At 50.3% G+C, this 18,866-nt stretch carries 14 protein-coding genes; 5 read left to right on the forward strand and 9 right to left on the reverse strand.

Annotation, left to right across the window (positions count from 1 at the left end):
• Positions 1-22: 22 nt before the first annotated feature.
• Positions 23-1,687, forward strand: a complete 1,665-nt coding sequence (locus tag ACN4EK_RS20110; RefSeq protein WP_431659978.1) for a M23 family metallopeptidase — start codon at positions 23-25, stop codon at positions 1,685-1,687.
• 142 nt (positions 1,688-1,829) lie between these two features.
• Here ACN4EK_RS20110 and ACN4EK_RS20115 read toward each other — a convergent pair whose 3' ends face one another.
• On the reverse strand, positions 1,830-2,387 hold the full coding sequence (locus tag ACN4EK_RS20115) for a glutathione S-transferase family protein (RefSeq protein ID WP_431659979.1): 558 nt from the start codon (positions 2,385-2,387) through the stop codon (positions 1,830-1,832).
• A gap of 19 nt (positions 2,388-2,406) precedes the next feature.
• On the reverse strand, positions 2,407-2,871 hold the full coding sequence (locus ACN4EK_RS20120) for a hypothetical protein (protein ID WP_431659980.1): 465 nt from the start codon (positions 2,869-2,871) through the stop codon (positions 2,407-2,409).
• Positions 2,872-3,281: 410 nt separating this feature from the next.
• Here ACN4EK_RS20120 and ACN4EK_RS20125 point away from each other — a divergent pair, with 410 nt between their 5' ends.
• On the forward strand, positions 3,282-4,115 hold the full coding sequence (locus tag ACN4EK_RS20125) for a tetratricopeptide repeat protein (protein ID WP_431659981.1): 834 nt from the start codon (positions 3,282-3,284) through the stop codon (positions 4,113-4,115).
• Here the strand turns inward: ACN4EK_RS20125 and ACN4EK_RS20130 are convergent.
• Positions 4,107-4,712: a GNAT family N-acetyltransferase gene (locus tag ACN4EK_RS20130; RefSeq protein WP_431659982.1), complete on the reverse strand. Its 606-nt coding sequence runs from the start codon at positions 4,710-4,712 to the stop codon at positions 4,107-4,109. The genes ACN4EK_RS20125 and ACN4EK_RS20130 overlap by 9 nt on opposite strands.
• Positions 4,713-4,943: 231 nt before the next feature.
• Between ACN4EK_RS20130 and ACN4EK_RS20135 the strand changes: the two genes are divergently transcribed.
• Positions 4,944-6,158: a M20 metallopeptidase family protein gene (locus ACN4EK_RS20135; RefSeq protein ID WP_431659983.1), complete on the forward strand. Its 1,215-nt coding sequence runs from the start codon at positions 4,944-4,946 to the stop codon at positions 6,156-6,158.
• Positions 6,159-6,170: 12 nt separating this feature from the next.
• Here ACN4EK_RS20135 and ACN4EK_RS20140 read toward each other — a convergent pair whose 3' ends face one another.
• The 4 genes from ACN4EK_RS20140 to ACN4EK_RS20155 form a co-directional block, all read right to left on the reverse strand.
• Positions 6,171-6,548 carry a response regulator transcription factor gene (locus ACN4EK_RS20140; protein ID WP_431659984.1) on the reverse strand — a complete coding sequence of 126 codons (378 nt, stop codon included), beginning with the start codon at positions 6,546-6,548 and terminating at the stop codon, positions 6,171-6,173.
• Between the two features lie 27 nt (positions 6,549-6,575).
• Positions 6,576-8,000 (reverse strand): adenylate/guanylate cyclase domain-containing protein, encoded by a 1,425-nt coding sequence (locus tag ACN4EK_RS20145; protein ID WP_431659985.1) that lies wholly within the window; start codon positions 7,998-8,000, stop codon positions 6,576-6,578.
• Complete coding sequence (locus ACN4EK_RS20150; protein WP_431659986.1) at positions 7,960-11,448, reverse strand: ATP-binding protein; 3,489 nt, start codon at positions 11,446-11,448, stop codon at positions 7,960-7,962. Before ACN4EK_RS20150 ends, ACN4EK_RS20145 begins: the two co-directional genes overlap by 41 nt.
• Positions 11,449-11,584: 136 nt before the next feature.
• Positions 11,585-13,150 (reverse strand): AEC family transporter, encoded by a 1,566-nt coding sequence (locus tag ACN4EK_RS20155; RefSeq protein ID WP_431659987.1) that lies wholly within the window; start codon positions 13,148-13,150, stop codon positions 11,585-11,587.
• Between the two features lie 397 nt (positions 13,151-13,547).
• Between ACN4EK_RS20155 and ACN4EK_RS20160 the strand changes: the two genes are divergently transcribed.
• Both ACN4EK_RS20160 and ACN4EK_RS20165 read left to right on the forward strand, forming a co-directional pair.
• A complete protein-coding gene (locus ACN4EK_RS20160) occupies positions 13,548-14,654 on the forward strand; it encodes a GGDEF domain-containing response regulator (protein ID WP_431659988.1) in 1,107 nt (368 codons plus the stop codon).
• Positions 14,655-14,714: 60 nt separating this feature from the next.
• Positions 14,715-16,310: a tetratricopeptide repeat protein gene (locus ACN4EK_RS20165; RefSeq protein ID WP_431659989.1), complete on the forward strand. Its 1,596-nt coding sequence runs from the start codon at positions 14,715-14,717 to the stop codon at positions 16,308-16,310.
• A 169-nt stretch (positions 16,311-16,479) separates the two neighbouring features.
• Here ACN4EK_RS20165 and ACN4EK_RS20170 read toward each other — a convergent pair whose 3' ends face one another.
• Together ACN4EK_RS20170 and ACN4EK_RS20175 are read right to left on the reverse strand one after the other, a co-directional pair.
• Positions 16,480-18,039 carry a serine/threonine-protein kinase gene (locus ACN4EK_RS20170; protein WP_431659990.1) on the reverse strand — a complete coding sequence of 520 codons (1,560 nt, stop codon included), beginning with the start codon at positions 18,037-18,039 and terminating at the stop codon, positions 16,480-16,482.
• 360 nt (positions 18,040-18,399) lie between these two features.
• Positions 18,400-18,849, reverse strand: a complete 450-nt coding sequence (locus ACN4EK_RS20175; protein WP_431659991.1) for a hypothetical protein — start codon at positions 18,847-18,849, stop codon at positions 18,400-18,402.
• Between the last annotated feature and the right edge of the window lie 17 nt (positions 18,850-18,866).

Raw genomic sequence — 18,866 nt, forward strand, 5'->3', positions numbered from 1 at the left:
TACGACCAATGGAGGCGCTTTCGTGCAAGCAGAACCGCCAGTCTCTCCGATCGATATGCCCCAGGCAATCCAGCAAAGCCCAGCCGAGGTGAATGTCATTCCCCAAGCTCCAGCCGCCCCCAGCGCTGCCACGATCGCGCCTCCCGAAAGCTTTTCGCCTCCCCCAGTCCAACCGGCTAACACCACTCAAGCCAACCTGGAGCCTGTCACGGTTCAGGTTAGTACCACCAATCACCAGGAAGCCGCGATCGCCAAAGAACGACAGCGTTTAGAACAACAACTTGCAGACATTGTTGCCCGCGATCGCGCTACTCAAGTCGGGCAGCAACCCTCCACTGTAATTCCCGAGCCCGTAGAGGTAACCCCTGAAGTTGTAACCCCTACCCCTGTCACGGTTTCCCCCTTCCCCAGCAGTGAACAGGTTGAGGTACGGTTAGAACCCAGAACTCCCGCAGTCGTCACTCCCCCCCGTCCCCGCTCCACGCCTCCCATTGCTCAACCACCCCAGGGTCGTCGCGATCAGCCTCAGCCCACTCCCCCTGCATTCAGTAACTGGAACTCGATCGATCTAGGAGTCAAGGGAGATGTGAGTACCGGAGCCAGTAACATTAGTCCTCCCGTAACCTACCAGCCAACCACCAACCAACCGCCAGGACAAATGATTCTGCCGCCACCGGGAGGAGTGAGTAGCACCGGATTAATTTATCCCCTCGCCAGTCCCGCTCCTATTACCTCCCCCTTTGGGTGGCGGATTCATCCCATCAGTGGCGACTCCCGCTTACATAAAGGTGTCGATTATGGAGCCCCAACCGGAACCCCAATTCTGGCAGCCGCCCGGGGACGGGTCGATTTAGCCGGAGAACTGAGTGGCTATGGGTCTACCGTGGTGATCCGGCATAACAATGACACGTTGGAAACCCTCTATGCCCACATGTCCCAAATTCTGGTGAAAGAGGGTCAGTGGGTAGAACAGGGAACAGTGATTGGTTTAGTCGGTAGCACTGGCTATTCCACGGGACCCCACCTGCATTTTGAAGTGATTCAGTCCACACCCGATGGTTGGGTCGCGATCGATCCGGTTCCCCAAATTGATCGATCGATCGCCCTGCAAAACACTCCGGTAATTCAACCTGTCGCCACCACCAACCAAACGACCATCCCTGGCAATCAACTTACTGTCACCTCATTGCAACCCATTGGTAGTCCAGCGATCGCCACTCCTAACTTAGTCACCATGAGCATTGGACTGAATGGTGTCGTTGAAACAACCGATCCAGTTGCTAACTTAATGTCTTTAGGGAATCGCCTGGTTTCCTTTAACGCTACCCAAAACTCCTCCCAGATGATCAAACCAGTGGGAGTTTTAGCCCCCTTAGCCTTCTCACCACCCATGACTCCGCCACTGAGTTCGTTGATCGCTCCTTTAGTCAGTGAACGATCGTCCCAGACCTCAGTAACGCCACCAACCACTCCAGCTCAAACCGCCAGCCAGGATTGGGTATCCTTTCCAGCACCGACCTCATTAGTCATTCCTGAGGATCCCCAACCAGGGAATACAACAACCTCAACTACACCGACAACCAATACTGTGAGTCAACCGATCACAGCCGCTACCTCTGGGGTATTGCGTCGTACTCAACCATCAGCGGTGATACCTGCTAAACCCCAATTGCCACCCCAGCCATAGTAATAGCAGGATGAGCGATCGGTAACCGACTGTCCGGGCGGGTTTAGCAGACCAATCCGCCCCTACAATAAGTTATCGGCAAAACCCATCCCTACCAAACTTCAAAAAGTATTGCAGTGATTTAATTTTCCTTCCGCAGCGATTACTGACGGCTACCGATCGTTTTTTGGAAAGCGGGGCGTTCCGTCATGCGTTTGGTATAGTCTACAACCGCCGGATAGGTACTCAAATCCAGCTTTAACATTAAAGGAATGTAAGCCAGCAGCGATCCTACCGCCGCATCTGCCGCACTAAAGCGATCGCCAACTAAAAACGATCGTTGCTCTAATACGCCATTTAATGCCGACATCAATCGAGGCATTTCCCGCTCCCGGTTTGCCTCCACAAACACCCCTGGGCCTAAGGTAGCATTGGCAAATAAGATCCACTGATTCTGTTCGGCTCGCTGTTCTGGGGAGAGTGGCGCTGGGGCATACTTCTCTTCCAGGTACAACAAAATTGCCCCCGACTCCCAGAGCTTAAAAGCACCATCGACGATCGCCGGGACTTTACCAACGGGATTAATCGCTAAATAATCGGCTTGCTGATGCTCACCTGCCTGCATATCCAGCAGCACAAACTCATAGGGAACCCCTAATTCTTCTAGAAACCACTGGATGATTGAAGCCCGACTGCGGGCACCACCGTAAAGTTTGAGCATGAGTCAGGAATCTAAAGGATTACAAAACCTTGTGGGTATATTCGTGCTGCTTCACATTATCCTCTGTACGAATAATGCGCTGGGAATTCAATACACGTTTACGCTCCGTTGAGAAATTAAAATCAGACTTAGCTGTCCCTGCCGGAATATGAGCCTGAGCCACCGGATGGGATTTATAGGTGCGGGTTGCCGCGATCGCCCGGAAGGCAAAATCATCACAAAACTGAGTGGTCGCCGGAAATTCAGCCGGTAAGCGAGGGGTTTCCCCCTCCAAGACTGCCCCGATCGTCGTCGCAATCGCCTGTTCGTAGGACGTAGGAATCCCCTTAATAATCGTTTCTAACGCCGAAGACGGAATGGGTTCCGCGATTTGCACCGCATGAACCTCTCCATCCTCCTTAATAAAGCAAGTCGCTAACCCCAACACCAGATAGTCGTCCGCCGACAGATCAGGGGCATTAGCAATCGACATGGCAGTAGTCATAAACGGATCTTCCCCAGGAATGTTTTCAGCAACCAACGTAATAGACCCAAGCCTTTGAAATTCTACCAACTTCCCAGAGGCAATGAACAATACCCATTAAACTCCCCACTCCCCCATCTCCTCATCTCCTCATCTCCTCATCTCCTCATCTCCCCACTCCTCACGATCGGGAACCAACTCCCCCACTCTCTGTCTGTATACCTAATTCCCTGAGTAAATTTCCCGAAATCAACCGATTGGATGTGTAGTTGAAGAGTAGTTGACAGGTAGGCTAGTCCATATCAGTGGAATCTGCTGTTTCTGCAACTTTAGTGGTCTCACGAACTTAGGCACCTGAGTAAGTGACACATAAATTGCCCCTTCCCAAACTGGGAATTCGTAAAGTTAACCAACCTCATTGTGAGATCGGCATGAATCCTCGTACCTCTCCAGGTTATGATCACAACGCCAAACGGTCTTATCGGGCACTGATTTCGTTATCTGCCCATGCTGGCGCATCTGGTAAGCGATCGCGGCGGCTTGGGGTTGCTCGGTCAGGAGCGATGACATCCCTGCCCGCCGAGGAAGAGACTCACCTGAGTTCACAGGATCGCTTGACCCTACTCCGGCAAACGGCGATCGATTTAGCTCAACAGAAACAATATGCAAAAGCGATCGCCTTATTTAATGTATTAATTAATGCTGACTCTGGTAATGCCAGTGATTACAACAATCGGGGACTGATCCACTTCCAAAGTGGTGATCCTGTCCGCGCCCTGGCTGACTATAATCGGGCGCTCCGGCTCAATCCTCGGCTGGCTAAAGTTTATAATAACCGCGCCAATTGCTATGCTGCGCTCGGACAATTAGAAGCCGCCTTATTAGACTACGAAATGGCGATCGATTTGAATCCCACGGATATTCGCTCGCGGATTAATCAAGGCATTACCTTCCGCGATTTGGAGTTGTACGAGCAGGCGATCGAATGCTTTGATTTATCTCTGCAACTGATTGAGCTACTTGACAACACCAATACTGCCGAGCCGACGATCGCACTGCAAGGACATATCTATGCGGAACGGGGTCGCACTCATCATTTAGCAGGAGACTGGAACTGGGCAGTTGCAGATTACCATCGCGCCTTGGCTCACCTGCCGATGAGCAATCCCCAAGTGGCGCTGTCCTATCGCTTGCGGCAACAGGTGGTGGGTTGGCTGGAAGCCTTATTAGCTCCTTTATTTGCCGAAAACAACGACCTACATTAATCTCATTGGCACGATCGCAAACCGTCCCGGAATCCCCAGGTCATAGAGCAGGAGTGGCGGTAACGATTTCAGTGGTACGGGAGCGAACCCCAAGCGACTATAGAATTTTACTAAGGGTGGCATACAGGCCAGGTACAGAGGCTTGGTAGCGCGTTGCCCCAATTGGGAGACTAAAAACGATCCCACCCCTTGTTTGCGCCACTTCGCCAGCACATATACGTCATACAACACGGAGTAATGGGGCTGTTGCCGCAATTTGGCACAGGCGATCGGGCTACCGTCATGTTCAATTACCCAAAAGTTGCTCCAGCCTTCATTCCAGGACAGGACAAGCACCAACAGAATTACAAATCCGACGACGATCGTGGCTGCCATTAAGAAGCTAACCAGTTCTGTCCAATCGATCGTGGTCATTAGATAACCCGTCACTGCTACTAATAGCCCCAAGATCATTCCTTGCTGCATCATCTGCCAGCGGGTTGGGGGCGGAATGATTTCTTGCCGAAACTGATTGAGTAAATGCCGAATCAGACGGCGATCGCTCGGACGAGCCGGACGCAGTTCACATCCGGTGAGTAAAGGGGCAAAATCAGTCATGGGCACGTTATCAATACCAAAATCAGCCAAAGGAAACGCTCGATCGACAGAAACGTTATGATCAAAGGTCTATAGCAGTCCTGAAATTATGCCTGGGATGAGAGCAGATTGTGAGCGGTGATACCGCCAGAGAATTCACAACTGCCCTGTGGCGGGTGATTGGTCGTTTTAGGATCGTTGGGTATCAATGTCAGAATGCCCTGGATTGTGTCAAAAAATGCAGTGAACACTATGGTTTCTACTTCCTTATTCCCGTTGCCCGTAGACCATTCTCGGCTACGTGCCGAAATCCGCGCTCTCCAACCGCAATTAGTGGAATGGCGACGTTCCTTGCATCGCAAACCCGAGCTAGGGTTCCGGGAATACCTGACCGCAGAGTTTGTTGCCCAAAAACTGCAAGCCTGGGGGATTGAGCATCAAACGTGCATCGCCCAAACAGGTATCGTAGCAACAATTTCTAGCGATCGTCCGGGTCGGGTACTGGGGATTCGGGCAGATATGGATGCCCTGCCGATTCAGGAAGAAAATCAGGTGTCATATCGATCGCAGCATGATGGGATTATGCACGCCTGCGGTCATGACGGTCATACAGCGATCGCCCTGGGGACTGCCTACTACCTTTCGCAACACCGGGATCAATTTACGGGTACTGTAAAAATCATCTTTCAACCTGCCGAGGAAGGCCCCGGAGGCGCGAAACCAATGATTGCGGCGGGGGTACTGCACAATCCGACGGTAGATGCCATTATTGGGTTGCATTTGTGGAATAACTTGCCCTTAGGAACCGTTGGGGTTCGCAATGGCGCGTTGATGGCGGCGACTGAAATGTTTCGCTGTACGATTCGGGGTAAAGGCGGACATGGCGCGATTCCCCAGCAAACGATCGATTCGATCGTAGTAGGTGCCCAAATCATCAATGCCCTGCAAACGATCGTCGCTCGTAACATCAATCCGATCGATGCGGCAGTGGTGACAGTCGGCGAATTTCATGCAGGAACCGCCCATAATGTGATTGCGGATACTGCCGAATTGCGGGGAACCGTTCGGTACTTCAATCCCGCCTATGACAGTTATTTTGGGCAACGGATGGATCAATTAATTGGGGGCATCTGCCAGAGTCATGGGGCTCAGTATGATTTTGATTATTGGCAACTGTATCCAGCCGTGATTAATCATCCCGACATGGCGGCATTAGTGCGATCGGTCGCTGAAACGGTGGTCGAGTCCCCCTTAGGGGTCGTGCCAGAATGCCAAACCATGGGCGGCGAAGACATGTCCTTCTTTTTGCAAGCCGTTCCTGGTTGTTACTTTTTCCTGGGATCTGCCAATGCCGAAAAGGATCTCGCCTATCCGCACCACCATCCCCGGTTTAATTTTGATGAAACCGCTCTGGGAATGGGAGTCGAGATGTTTGTGCGGTGTGTGGAGAAATTTTGCTCGGCTTAACTGGGTCGATCGCTACAATCCTAAAACTTCCATGGACTTTTCCATCACCTCATCGGGGTCAAAGGGCTTGGTCATATACAGATCAGCCCCGACTTCGATCCCCTTTTGTTTATCAAATTCCTGCCCCTTCGCGGTTAGCATAATGATGTAAATATCCGCGATCGCTAACTCATGTTTCACGGTATGGCAGACATCAAAGCCATTCATCTGTGGCATCATCACATCTAAAAACACCAACTGCGGCAGTTCGCTTTGAATCATCTCCAACGCTTCTTTGCCATTCGTTGCCGTCAGCAGTTCCACATCCTGGTCTTCTAGCTCCTCTAAGGTCTGCTCCAGTAATAGGCGAATATGGGGTTCGTCATCGACAATCAAAATTTTTTTAGACATACGGAGCCAGGGTGGTAGAAGAAAGCATTAGTAAATCACTTCAAACACTTCGATCGCGTTTTTCTTGCCTTTGACATTGATCGAACCAGAATTTTTGAACTGAAACCGATCGCAGGTCGCCTCATAAACACTGCGGGTGACTAGGATTTGTCCCCCCTGGGCAAGCGATTGCAGCCGCGACGCTGTATTCACTTCATCGCCGATCGCCGTGTAGTCCATGTGCTGAGGAGAACCAATGTTCCCCACAATTACTTTACCGGAGCTAATGCCAATCCCGGTACGAAAGTTCTCGCGAATCCAGGGAATCGGGATCGTCTGAATCCGGCGTTGCATGGCGATCGCGGATTCGATCGCGCAAGCCTGGTTATCTGCTACCAGCGAGGGTGCGCCAAACAGCGCCACAATCATATCGCCGACAAACTTATTCACGGTGCCCTGGTGATGAAAGATCACATCCACCATGTGGGTAAAGTATTCATTCAGATAGCCCACCACCATTTCTGGCTCTAACTCTTCACACTGACTGGTGAAATTGCGAATATCTGAAAACAGCACACTAATTTCCTTCCGTACCGGGGCCAACGAAATTTCGCCATTCGATTGCAAAATCGCCTGCACCAGCCGAGCCGGAACGTAGCGTTCTAAATTACTTTTAATTCGCTCTTCTCGCAGTTTATTTTCGTGTAATAGTGCATTTTCGATCGCCGCTGCCGCTTGCGATGCCACCGCATTTAATCGCTTCAAATCTGCCGCCGTGTAATTAATCGGCAGATCGCTACTGGCAATGATGATCACCCCGATCGTCCGATTATGGCTTTTCAGGGGCGCACAAACTAGAGAATAAAAGGCTTGTTCCGCCGCAATCCGGCGGGGATCTTCGGCAACCTGATTGACGATCTCACCATTACCAGTGGCAAAAATCGTGCCAATAATCCCCTGTTCCGGTTGTAAACAAAATGTCGTCCCAAACCGAGCCAGTTGCATTGCCTCACTTGTCTCTGGATCAAAGAAAATTACCGCCCCACTATTGCCGACAATCAGTTTGCTGGCTTCCGCCAAAACTAATTGGGCAACTGCTTGTAATTGCAGATTCGCGGTCATTTTTTCTGAAAGGTTATAGAGCAGCGTCACCTCTTTGTAACGATCGAGCGTTTCCTGAGCCAGTTGCTTTTTTTCCAGTTCCTTAGCCGCTAAATAGCTCAGGAGTGAAGCGATCGCACTCATCTCCTGGCTACCCATGACCCAACCAAAGCATTGTCCCTCTACCGTAATCCCATAGTGATGGGAATAGTCTCCGGTAATGCCCATTAGCACCGTCCCCTCAGCATCCGAGATCGCAAAGGGGAGGGCACTTTGTCCTTGTCCTGCCAACCCTGTAATCAGTTGTTGCAGTATGGCAGCAATTTCTTTTTTAGCCAGCAGCCGTTTCAGACTGATCTGCATCGTGGACATGGGTATCTGCCAGTAAAAGAATAAAAATATGCTCTAGTCCCTTTTCAAACTTGAGGCTTTTAAACGCCGTGGAATGCTGCCAGAACTTGAGATTGGCAATCACCATATCCGGTTGGGTAGACAGGGCTTTTTCCACCAGTTCGGTATCATTAGCTGCCTCAACCACCATAAACCCCTTGGCTTGCAACACTTCTACCAGAGTTTTTACCCCCAGTTCGTTTTCATCAACCACCAGCACTCGCCGATGCGATACCCCCTGAGACAATAAGACTTCGACTTCCTGTAATAACAATTCGACGTTAATCGGTTTCGTTAAACACCGATCGCCCAGCCGATGTGCCCGTTCATGGTCGCCCAGAATCGACAGAATCACGATCGGGATGCCCATCGTTTGGGGATCATTTTTTAAGACGGCGGCGACATCAAACCCATTCATATCTGGCATCATCACATCCAGAATCACCAGATCAGGAGCCGCTTGCTTAATTTGGGTCAAAGCAGTCCGACCATTTGCCGCCTCCTGGACTTGATAGCCCTCTGCCTCCAAATGTTGCCGTAACAGCTCCCGAATGGTCGGTTCGTCATCCACCACCAAAATACATTTCTGACCCGGTTCGATCGGTTCTATAGTGCCCTTTTGTCCCTGAAGTTGTTGCACCAGGGTACTTAAATCAATCTGACGAATTTGCTCAATGGTAGATGGAATCGGCAGGGTAAACGAGAAGGTACTGCCCTGACCTAACTCACTCTCGACCCAAATGCTGCCGCCGTGGTGTTCCACAATTTGTTTACAAATTGGTAATCCCAAACCAGTGCCTTGCGGTTTATCCGTCAAGGTATTACCAACCTGCTTAAACTTCTCAAACACCTTTTCCTGATCTTCAGGGGCAATGCCCCCGCCGGTATCGATCACACTGACTTGAATCGTGGTTTGTTGCCGTACCGCTCGACAAGTCACGGTTCCCTCATCCGTAAATTTCACGGCATTTGAGAGCAGATTAATCACCACCTGGATCAGTCGATCGCAGTCTCCTAACAGGGTCGGTAAGTTCGGCTCAATCTCTGTTACCAACGTTAAATTCTTTGCCTGGAATAAAGCACTGGTCGCCGCGATCGCCCGTTCGATCACGGCTTCAACATGTAGGGACTCTTCCCGCCACTCCACTTTGCCAGCTTCCATTTTGGCAATATCCAATACATCATTAATCAGATTGGTTAATCGCAACCCTTCCGACACAATGATGTCGATGTTCTCCTCTACCTGCCGCACAGTCCGCCGAACTTTTTTATCCTCAGACGTAATCGTGGGAAAGACCACTTCGTCTAATTTTTTCTTGATGATTTTGGCAAATCCCAACACAGAGGTTAGCGGCGTTCGCAACTCGTGGGATACCGTAGAAATAAAGTCAGTTTTCATGCGATCAACTTCTTTCTCTGAGGTAATATCCCGAATTAGCACCACCGTCCCCAGAAATGCTTCCGCCTCAGCCACCGGAGTCTCAGGGTGAGGCGACTTGAGAATGGCCGTCGCGACCGCTTTCCCAATCCGCCCCTCCGCTAAGGGAATTTCCGCTGTAAAAATCGCTTCGGTTGCCTGCTGAGCTTGGGTAATCAGGCGAGTCAGCTCCTCACCAAAAATCTCCCGACAGTTGCGATCGGTTAAATCAATCTCACCCAGGTCAAATAATTCCGAGAGCGCCGGATTGAAGCGAGTAATCTTGCCCGCTGAATTGGTCACTAACAAGCCATCGACTAAATTATCAATAATTGCAGACAGGTATGCCAGAGCATCTTGCAGTTGTTTACCCGTTTCCGCCAGTTGGTTCGCCTGATGGCTAACGATTTCCACCTGTTCCTGAGTTTGGGCATATAGCCGCGACTGATTAATCGCGATCGCCAATTGATCCGCCACTGCATGGAGGAGTTCCACCTCACGCTCATTCCAGATCCACGGGGTACTACGACAACAAATGAGATACCCCAGACGATCGCTGGCTTGCAATTCAATCGGTAACGCTAAATAGCTATTAATTCCTAAACCTTGATAAAGCTGTTTTGCTGCCGCAGTTAGGTTGGCTGCCGTCGGAATGTGATTAATCTGTACCCGCTCCCGCCGACAAAACTGCTGCACGATGTCACCAAAGGTTGCCATGTCGTAGAGGGTTTCGCGGGCAGGTAAATCGGCGCGGCGATGCTCACATTCCGTAATCATCTGTTGGGTCGTTGGTTCAAACCAGGCAAATGTCACCCGATCGAGTTGCAGCAAATTTGCCAGTTCATCCACCGTCGTCTGTAAGGTCGTTCGCAAATCCAGGGATGCCCGAATCCGCCCAGTCAACCGATTTAATAACGCTTCTTGCGCCGCCCGATCTCGCACCTGTTCAAACAACCGCACTTGCCACAACGCAATTAAGGTTGCCAGCATCAGTAACATGCCAACCACCGACGCTAATAGGTTTAACGCCCCTAATTGCTGTTCCAGGTTAGCCCGTGGAATCACTAACGCCAGCGACCACTTTGCCTGTTCTAACGGGGCATAGGCAACATAGACCCATTCCCCATCTAACTGCATTAAATACACGCCTTCTTGTTGCTGCACCATCGATCGAGCAATCACCGCCAGATCCGGATTGGGAGAATTAAGAAAGCTGTTTAGCCCTGTTAAAAATTTGGGATTGGGATGGGCAATCGGCACCCCCTTCGCATCCAGGGCAAAGGCATAACTTCCCTTGCCGAGTTGAGTCCGCTCCACAATCCGAGTTACATGGGAAACAGGGATATTTCCGGCAAGAACCCCTTTCACCGTTGGCGGTTGGCGTGGATCATCAGGCAAATTATAAAACGCTAAACTTTCCTGCCGTTTCTCGACGCGATCGTCCGGTAACTGCGGATAGTTAGCCGGTGGAAATGACCAGATGGGCGAGACAATGTTGATTTGGCGCTTCCCAGTCGTGCGGGAAATAATCATGTCTGAAACATTCGCCTGACCCTGCATAGCGATCTTGAAATACTGCCGATCGCTGAGATTGAGTCCCTTGGCAAAATTAGTTCGCGTTGTGTAATAGCTGCCATCGGGATTGACCAGAATCAACATCCAGAAATCCGATAAGCGATCCTGTTCCAATTGCAAATAGGGTGCGGCAACATTCCAATTCATCGATCGCACATCATAGCTATTGGCCAGGGTTTGCACCTCACCCAGCCGCCCCACTAACCAGCTATCAATTTCACTGCCTGCCGTTTGCACCTTCAGCGAAGCATTGTGCTTTAAGGTATCAAGAATTAAGCTGCGAACAATCCAATAGCTCGTAAACGCCACTGCCCCCACAGTCAAGATCGAGCCGCCAATCAACAGCAATGACATCAGCTTACTGCGGGGTTGTTGCCAAACTGCCTGAGCCCCTTTAGTCACCTGTTGTAAGCGATGCGAATGCGGTGCAAAAGCCATTGATTAACGTCCTTGGTAAATAGTTCGATAGCCCAAACCCTTCAACCATTTCCTTCATTCAGCATTCCCACAGGAGCAGAAATCCTATCGAGTCGGGTACTCATTACCATGCCTGCCTCTAATGCCATTGCTGTCATTACTGGGCAATATAGGGAGCAGGTTTCGTCGATTTCAACATCAAAGAATAGGAGCTATAGGGCTTTTTCTCGGCAAAGATGCGGAAATAAAAGCGAACTTGCTCCAGCGATCGCAGGTCTGCCCCCTTAATCGCTTCACTGACTGCCTTTAGCTTCTTAGCCAGGTCGGGAATGGGATGATTTTCATGTTGACCAATCACCATCAAAATCTGTTCTTTAATTAGATACTTGAATTGCAGTGAAATCGCCTGATCATGAATTTCGGTACTAAATTTCTGCTGCACTAATTGATTGATCTGTTTGAGAATTGTCTCCTGTTCTGGAGTAATCCAACCGGCTGACTCTACTTGCACCAATAGCAACTGATTATGGGTAGATAACGTTGAACTAGCATCTAGCAATTTTAATTTTTTCGGCTTCCGTACAAAGGGAGTCTTAACCTGAATATGGAGATCGATCGGACTGCGGAATTGTATCGGTAAATAGTGCAACCCTAGTAGCAGCGCAAATCCACCTAAGCAAATGCCCCCCGACAACCCTAGATGCACCGGGGACTGAAAAAATTGACCACTGGAAAAGACAATCAGCAACACCAGAATCGAAAACGGAAAGGACATTGCCAGTAACGAAGTTGCAAATTCTGTATCAAAAAAAATCGGGCGAGCATCTGAAACCGGCTGAGTTACTGCCAACGAGCGCTGCGTATTAATCTTGGTGGCATGCAGCAAGGGCCACAGGCTACAGGAGGCTTGCGGGAGGGCAACAAATAGGGTGAGCGCTTCCACCGAAGTCGGTTTCAGCAGGGCGATCGCAGCAGCACTAATCAAAAATCCGACCCCTGTTCTTGCCAGTAACACCATGGCCAAGGTACCGAATTGAAACGCTTTCGGATTAAATGAAATCCCTACATAAAAGAGAATCAATGGGGTGGCACAGGCAGCCAGTTTCCGAATCGCGTCACTGAGAGCCAAGGGTAACAAGCCACTGGCATTCCAGAAGGCAATTAAAAAACCCAACACGATCGCAATATTGACTGGTTCAGTAAACAGAAAAGTTCCAATACTTTTCCACTGAAATTTAACGGAAGCTTGGGGATTTTCCGCCGCACTTTGCTGATACCAATAAATCGCTAGGGCATACAGACCAATTAAGACAAACAGCTTATTCCCCATATCTGCCAAAGCTGCCCAGGCTAATCCCTGCCGTCCCAAAAATTGTTCAATAAATGGATAAACGGTTAAGCCCGGAGCCAGGGACGGAAACAGCAAAATCATGGCGCGGGTCTTAGCCTTCTCGGCATTCCGCATCAGCAGCCATGCCACCAAACAGCCCATCACCATTAAGGCAAGATTGATTGCCAACGCAAACGAAGGCAATACGACTAAATCTAGTTTGGTATCAATTTCAATCGTAGATAGAAAAATAGTTGCCGGTAAGGCAGCATTCAGAATGAAATTTCTAATTGCCCCGACGGAAGCTGGATCTTTAAATTTGGGCTTGAGCAGATATCCGGCAAAAATCAGCAGAATGAGCGCGATCGCCTTCTGGAGGACTGAATCTGTCATGAATGATGTGGTAGCAAAATAGCACCTTAGATTCAACTATTACACTGTGCAATAGTTCACTTTGTTACAAACAGGAAACACACGATCGCTCTAGAGCAAATACAAGCGCAGCCAGAATACCTCCGGAACCCTACCCATGGTTACTGATCCCCTCATTACTAGAGAGCACCCTATCACTCCTTTGTTACCACTCCATTCATCACTATTCAACCGATTATTCAGTTATCGGGAAAATACTGCATCCTTCAGACTGTTTGATCGATGAGGCAGAATTGATCGCAGCGAACTGTTGTAGGCTTCCGAGAATCTGCTAGGGTTAGTTCATCTGCTGGATACACTACCTCAGGTATAGCTACGCAGATACACAATTATTAATTTTTAACGTAGTTGACTTAGCATGACTGGTCATCCTCCAACTGCGGTTCTGGGTAGCATCCTGCTGATTGATGACCATCCTGAACTCGGTCAAACTGTATTAAACCTCTTAACCAATCTGGGGTATACCGTTCGGCGAGTCACAGATGGGCAGATTGCGATGACTGCCGTTCAGGTTGCCTTACCGGATCTCATCTTGCTGAGTTTAGAACTCTCGTCCTACCCCAGCTATGCACTCTGTCAAGAACTGAAGCAAGAGCCTAGAACCCAAGCCATTCCGGTGATTTTTACTGGCGCGATCGCCGCTACCGAGATCAGCACCCTGTTTCAAGCCGGAGCCGCCGACTATCTGAGTTTACCGCCCCACCCGGATGAATTAGCACAACGGATTGCCACCCATCTGGAATTGGTGCGCCTACGGCAACAAGTGACGCAACAAACCGAACAATTGCACCGCTTAGAACACGATCGCCAACAAACGGAACTTAGCCTCCGCTCGACCCAGCAACGGCTGCAACAAGAAGCCCAATCTCGCCTTTCGGCTGAAACTACCCTCCTGGAACTGGCGGAAGAATTACAGCAATTAACCTCCCTCGATCGATTAACGCAAGTCGCCCATCGCCCCCAATTTGATGACTGTTTACTGCAAGAATGGCGACGATTGACGCGATCGCAACGACCACTATCCCTGATCCTGTATCAACCCAATGGCAACAACCAGGCTGCCAGTCAACCACCTCTGGACGAGCACAGCCTCTACTTGATTGCCGATACTCTGAAGGCAACCGTCAAACGCCCTACCGATCTGGTTGCCCGCTACGCCCCAAATATCTTTGCCGTATTACTGCCAAACACCCCCTTAGCCGGAGCCGTCAAGGTGGCTCAACAAATTCAGCACCACCTCCAGCAAGCTCAATCCGCTCACCCGGAGTTACCTAATATCACCCTGAGTTTAGGTATCGCCAACGCCTTACCGAAAGTGGGGCAAGCGCCCAGTCAACTGATTCAGGCAGCAGAAGCGGCTCTAGCTGAAGCCAATACTGCCGATCGCGATCGCATTGTCACTCAAGACATTACACCCTTCCCCGTGTTGGATTATTTGATCACGAATCAACTAGGGCTTGAGTAGGCATCCGTTCCCAAAAGCAACGGGTAGACTGGACATGTACGTTCTTCAGAGGTCGGTCACTTGGAAGGTTCGTCTGCACCCAATCATCTGCAAGCCCTCATACAGACTGCGATCGCCCATCACCAGGCCGGACAATTGCCCCAGGCAGAGCAACTCTACCGTCAAGTGTTGCAACAGCAACCACAACATCCCGAAGCCCTCTGTTTGTTAGGAGTAATTGCTTGTCAACGGGGGAATTTGGAGGATGGCATCGCGCTGTACCGGCAAGCTCTGGTGTTACGTCCAGACTATGTGCAGGCTCGCGAAAACCTATATCTGGCGTTGTGGAAGCAGGGTCGCGCCATGATTGAGGAAGCCATTAACGGCTATAACCAGATCATTAACTTCCAGCCGAAAGCCTTACAAGCCTATGCCAATCTGGGAGCGATCCTTCAGGATCAGGGCAAAGAGGATCAAGCCATCCTGTTTTACCAACAAGGACTGACGATCGATCCCCATAATCCCCATCTGTTAAATGGGTTGGGAGTCGCCTTACAAAAACAGCATAAGCTCAAGGCAGCAGTACACTTCCATCAACAAGCTCTTGCCAGTCAACCTAACTATATTGATGGCTTAGTCAGTTTAGGCAAAGTCTGGATGGAACTGGGTAAATTGTCGGAGGCGATCGACTGCTTCAAACACGCTCTGACCCTGGAGCCCAATCATGCGATCGCCCACCATAACTATGCCCTGCTGCTGTTAATGCAAGGTAACTACCACCAGGGGTTTGTAGAATATGAATGGCGGTTTCAGACAGCAGAATTTCCGCCCTGCCCCTTTAAGCAACCCGTTTGGGATGGTTCGCCTCTACAAGGACGCACTTTATTACTCCATGCCGAACAGGGCTTAGGCGATACGATTCAATTAATTCGGTATGCCGCGATCGCCCAGGAACGGGGAGGACGGTTAGTTCTTACCTGCCACCCACCATTAACGCGGTTGCTGTCTACCGTTCCAGGAATCGAGCAAATTGTGCCCTTAGGCTTACCTTTACCGGATTTTCACACCTATGCGCCCTTAATGAGCCTGCCCCGCATTTTAGGCACCACTCTAGAGACCATTCCCAGTCACTTCCCCTACCTGAAAGCCCCTCAATCGGCTAACTTTCCCCTACCCGTCCCGCAGGCAACTCGCCTCAAGGTTGGCATTGTCTGGTCTGGAGGCAACCTGTATAAAAACAACCATAATCGCTCCTGTCCGCTCCAGGCATTTCAGCCCTTACTGGCACTCCCAGATGTTACCTTCTATAGCCTTCAAAAAGGCATTCCCCAACTGGATCTGGCGGAATTGGGTTGGCAATCCCAGATTCAGGATTTGAGTCCCCACTTACAGGACATGGCAGATACCGCCGCCGCGATCGCCCAACTGGATCTGGTGATCACCGTCGATACAGCCGTGGCTCACCTGGCAGGGGCATTGGCAAAACCCACCTGGCTCTTACTGGCACATCTTCCCGATTGGCGCTGGCTGCTCGATCGTGAGGATAGCCCCTGGTATCCCACGATGCGATTATTCCGTCAGTCCCACCCCGGCGATTGGCAAGGCGTGATGCAACAAGTAGTGGTCGCGTTACAAGCTGCGATCGTCCAAGGCTCTGTGTCCACCGCCAAACTCTGACAGGAATGTCACTGAAATAACAATCCGAACCGCCCCCAACCCCCAATTCTGGGGGAGCCGAACCTCAAAGTCCCCCAAAATTGGGGGCTTAAAATCCTACGGGCCTATCAGAAAAGGGGGCGATCAGAGTGAAGCGTGTCCTTAAGTCAGTGCCATTCAACTCTGACAGTTAGAAAAAGGAACCTGTGGAGTCATTCCTTAATTCATCAATAATTCTGGGCTTGAGCTTCTCAAACTCAGCTAGCAACAGATTCTTACTAGCCGTGACAGAGCCCACCGAGGGAGTTGTGCGACTGGTAATTGCCCAATTCTTGAGGAGCGAACATTGAGGCGCAGGAATCGTGACTGTCATAACGTGGGCACAGGGCTGGGGATTTTCCAGGGCAAAAAACAAGATCTGGTATTCGCCCTTTTCACCCAGTAGTCGAGTCATCTCCTGCCCAAACGGAGTCTTTAGATCCAAAAAGAGTTTTAACCACCGAGGATTTTGTTCTTCTCCATGCAGCCGATTGTAAAGTGCCGTAATCCACAGGGCGACGGGATGGGGCGAAGGAGCATAGAGGAAAGTACGGTAGATTTTGTTGTAAAGCTTGTTCACCTGAAAACTGCGGATCGTTTGCCCCGGTAACATCACCCACACCGTTGGTACCGACTGCTGATTGGCTTTAAAGATCTGCGGAAACACAATTTGTGCCACCATTTTATCCTTCGGCCAGGTTGCCAGTTGCCCAATTCCATCCGTGACCGGCAACGAGGTTTCGGCTTTTCCAGGGGTAGCTGGCGGTTTCTTAGACAACACCTCACTGATGCGGCTGCTAATCTGCCAACTGGCACTATAGCGCTGTTCTAGCGGCTCTAAAGCTCGCAATACCTCCGCTACCGACTGCGGTCGATCGGCGGGTGACTTCGCCAAACAACTCATTACCAAGTTTTCCAGAGCCTTCGGTAGTTTCAACCCCGGATTCACCGCCTCAAACGTTCGGGGAGGCTGGAAGTGATGGGCTTTATACCAACCGCCAAACGAGTGAGTTTCTGCCTGAAGGGGCATCTTCCCCGTCAGCATTTCAAACATCATCACCCCAAGACTGTAGATGTCCGATCGGGCATCGAGATCCCGTCCTTCCATCTGCTCTGGCGAAGAGTATGCCAGCGTTCCCATAAAGGAATTGGTCTGCCCACCATCCTCCTGAATCAGTTTGGCAATGCCAAAATCCAGGATTTTTGCCAGTTCCCCCAAACTCGTATCCTGGCTAATCAGAATATTGCTCGGTTTAATATCCCGGTGAATGATCGGACATAGCGCCCCATCGATCAAAATACCCTGGTGAGCACATTGCAGACCTAAACACACTTGACGGGCAATACTCAAAAATCGCGGCAACGGCAGAGTTTGCGCCGCAATCATTTCACTGAGGCTCTCCCCCTGCAAAAACTCCATGACATAAAACGGGATATCGTCTTCGTTCACCCCATAGTCGGTAACTCGGACAATATGAATACTTTTTTGCCCCAATTGCGCACAGGTACGCGCTTCTGCTTTGAAGCGATCGCGCATTTTGGGATTCAGCAAGGTATGCGCCAGAAACTTGACGGCAATCACCCCACCCAACAGGACATCCTCTGCCCGATAGACCTTCCCCATTGCTCCTCGTCCCACCAACTCAACCAGTTGGTACCGATTCGAGAGCAAACGTCCAATGTTGGGGTCAGTCATCATACGAGAAGTCATAGGGGAGGCTGGAGTGACAAGAGGTGTGTTGGAACCGTCGTTTCACCTACCGTCAAAATTTCGCCAAAGCAAATTTGAGCAACAGGTTTATCTGTGGGCCAGGACATCAAGGAGAGGGCAGAGTTAAGAGGATTATCTATTGTCATACAAGCAGCAGCAGTGAGAATCCTGACCCACAACAGATGGTTTTGTAAAGTTCACAGTCAGCGAACCTGAAGTAGTGAGATCCCCAGCACTCGATCAGATCTGCACAAATACATTAGCTTGAAGCTATTTTAGCGATTTTATGGCTTTCCCAGGATTGACCTAGGTGAACCATCTTGACTAAAACAACCACTTCTGGACAACTGCACCCACTGTTCAAAGTTCCGGTTGGCGTTCTACCGTGGCTTCCATCGTACTGGTCAGGTAGTGTCCCGCCATGATGCCGCTCGAAAGATAGTATTTGTTATCCTCCAACCGATAAAGGGTTTCAAACCCACTTCGCCGTTGCCGATCGCCCAACACCCAATAGCGCTGTACGATCGTTTCCTGCGCTAACCAACCCTCACCCTCCACACGCCCTAATAGACTATGTTGCAGCACAAACGTATAGTGACGTTCCCCTGCATCCAATCGCCCCCGATATTGAAAGGAAATCTCCTCCCGATCGGCTCCCGGAAAGACTAACTTAGTTACCATTGTGAACCAATCATCCCGGCTCCATGCCACCAAAGTCTTTCCCTTCACGGCAATTGGCATGCCATTACGCTCCAACCAATTACCTTGTAGCGTCCAACGTCCTGGCTGCATTAGAAAGGTATGAGCCACAGCATTAACCCTTATCT

The sequence above is a fragment of the Pantanalinema rosaneae CENA516 genome, assembly GCF_050753385.1.
Taxonomy (GTDB): domain Bacteria; phylum Cyanobacteriota; class Cyanobacteriia; order Leptolyngbyales; family Leptolyngbyaceae; genus Pantanalinema; species Pantanalinema rosaneae.

Excerpts from the sequence above, each read along its gene's own strand:
- ACN4EK_RS20150 (WP_431659986.1), bottom strand. The coding sequence starts at position 11,448 with ATGGCTTTTGCACCGCATTCGCATCGCTTACAACAGGTGACTAAAGGG.
- ACN4EK_RS20145 (WP_431659985.1), bottom strand. The coding sequence starts at position 8,000 with ATGTCCACGATGCAGATCAGTCTGAAACGGCTGCTGGCTAAAAAAGAA.
- ACN4EK_RS20115 (WP_431659979.1), bottom strand. The coding sequence starts at position 2,387 with ATGCTCAAACTTTACGGTGGTGCCCGCAGTCGGGCTTCAATCATCCAG.
- ACN4EK_RS20120 (WP_431659980.1), bottom strand. The coding sequence starts at position 2,871 with ATGACTACTGCCATGTCGATTGCTAATGCCCCTGATCTGTCGGCGGAC.
- ACN4EK_RS20155 (WP_431659987.1), bottom strand. The coding sequence starts at position 13,150 with ATGACAGATTCAGTCCTCCAGAAGGCGATCGCGCTCATTCTGCTGATT.
- ACN4EK_RS20170 (WP_431659990.1), bottom strand. The coding sequence starts at position 18,039 with ATGACTTCTCGTATGATGACTGACCCCAACATTGGACGTTTGCTCTCG.
- ACN4EK_RS20135 (WP_431659983.1), top strand. The coding sequence starts at position 4,944 with ATGGTTTCTACTTCCTTATTCCCGTTGCCCGTAGACCATTCTCGGCTA.
- ACN4EK_RS20130 (WP_431659982.1), bottom strand. The coding sequence starts at position 4,712 with ATGACTGATTTTGCCCCTTTACTCACCGGATGTGAACTGCGTCCGGCT.
- ACN4EK_RS20140 (WP_431659984.1), bottom strand. The coding sequence starts at position 6,548 with ATGTCTAAAAAAATTTTGATTGTCGATGACGAACCCCATATTCGCCTA.
- ACN4EK_RS20160 (WP_431659988.1), top strand. The coding sequence starts at position 13,548 with ATGACTGGTCATCCTCCAACTGCGGTTCTGGGTAGCATCCTGCTGATT.
- ACN4EK_RS20125 (WP_431659981.1), top strand. The coding sequence starts at position 3,282 with ATGAATCCTCGTACCTCTCCAGGTTATGATCACAACGCCAAACGGTCT.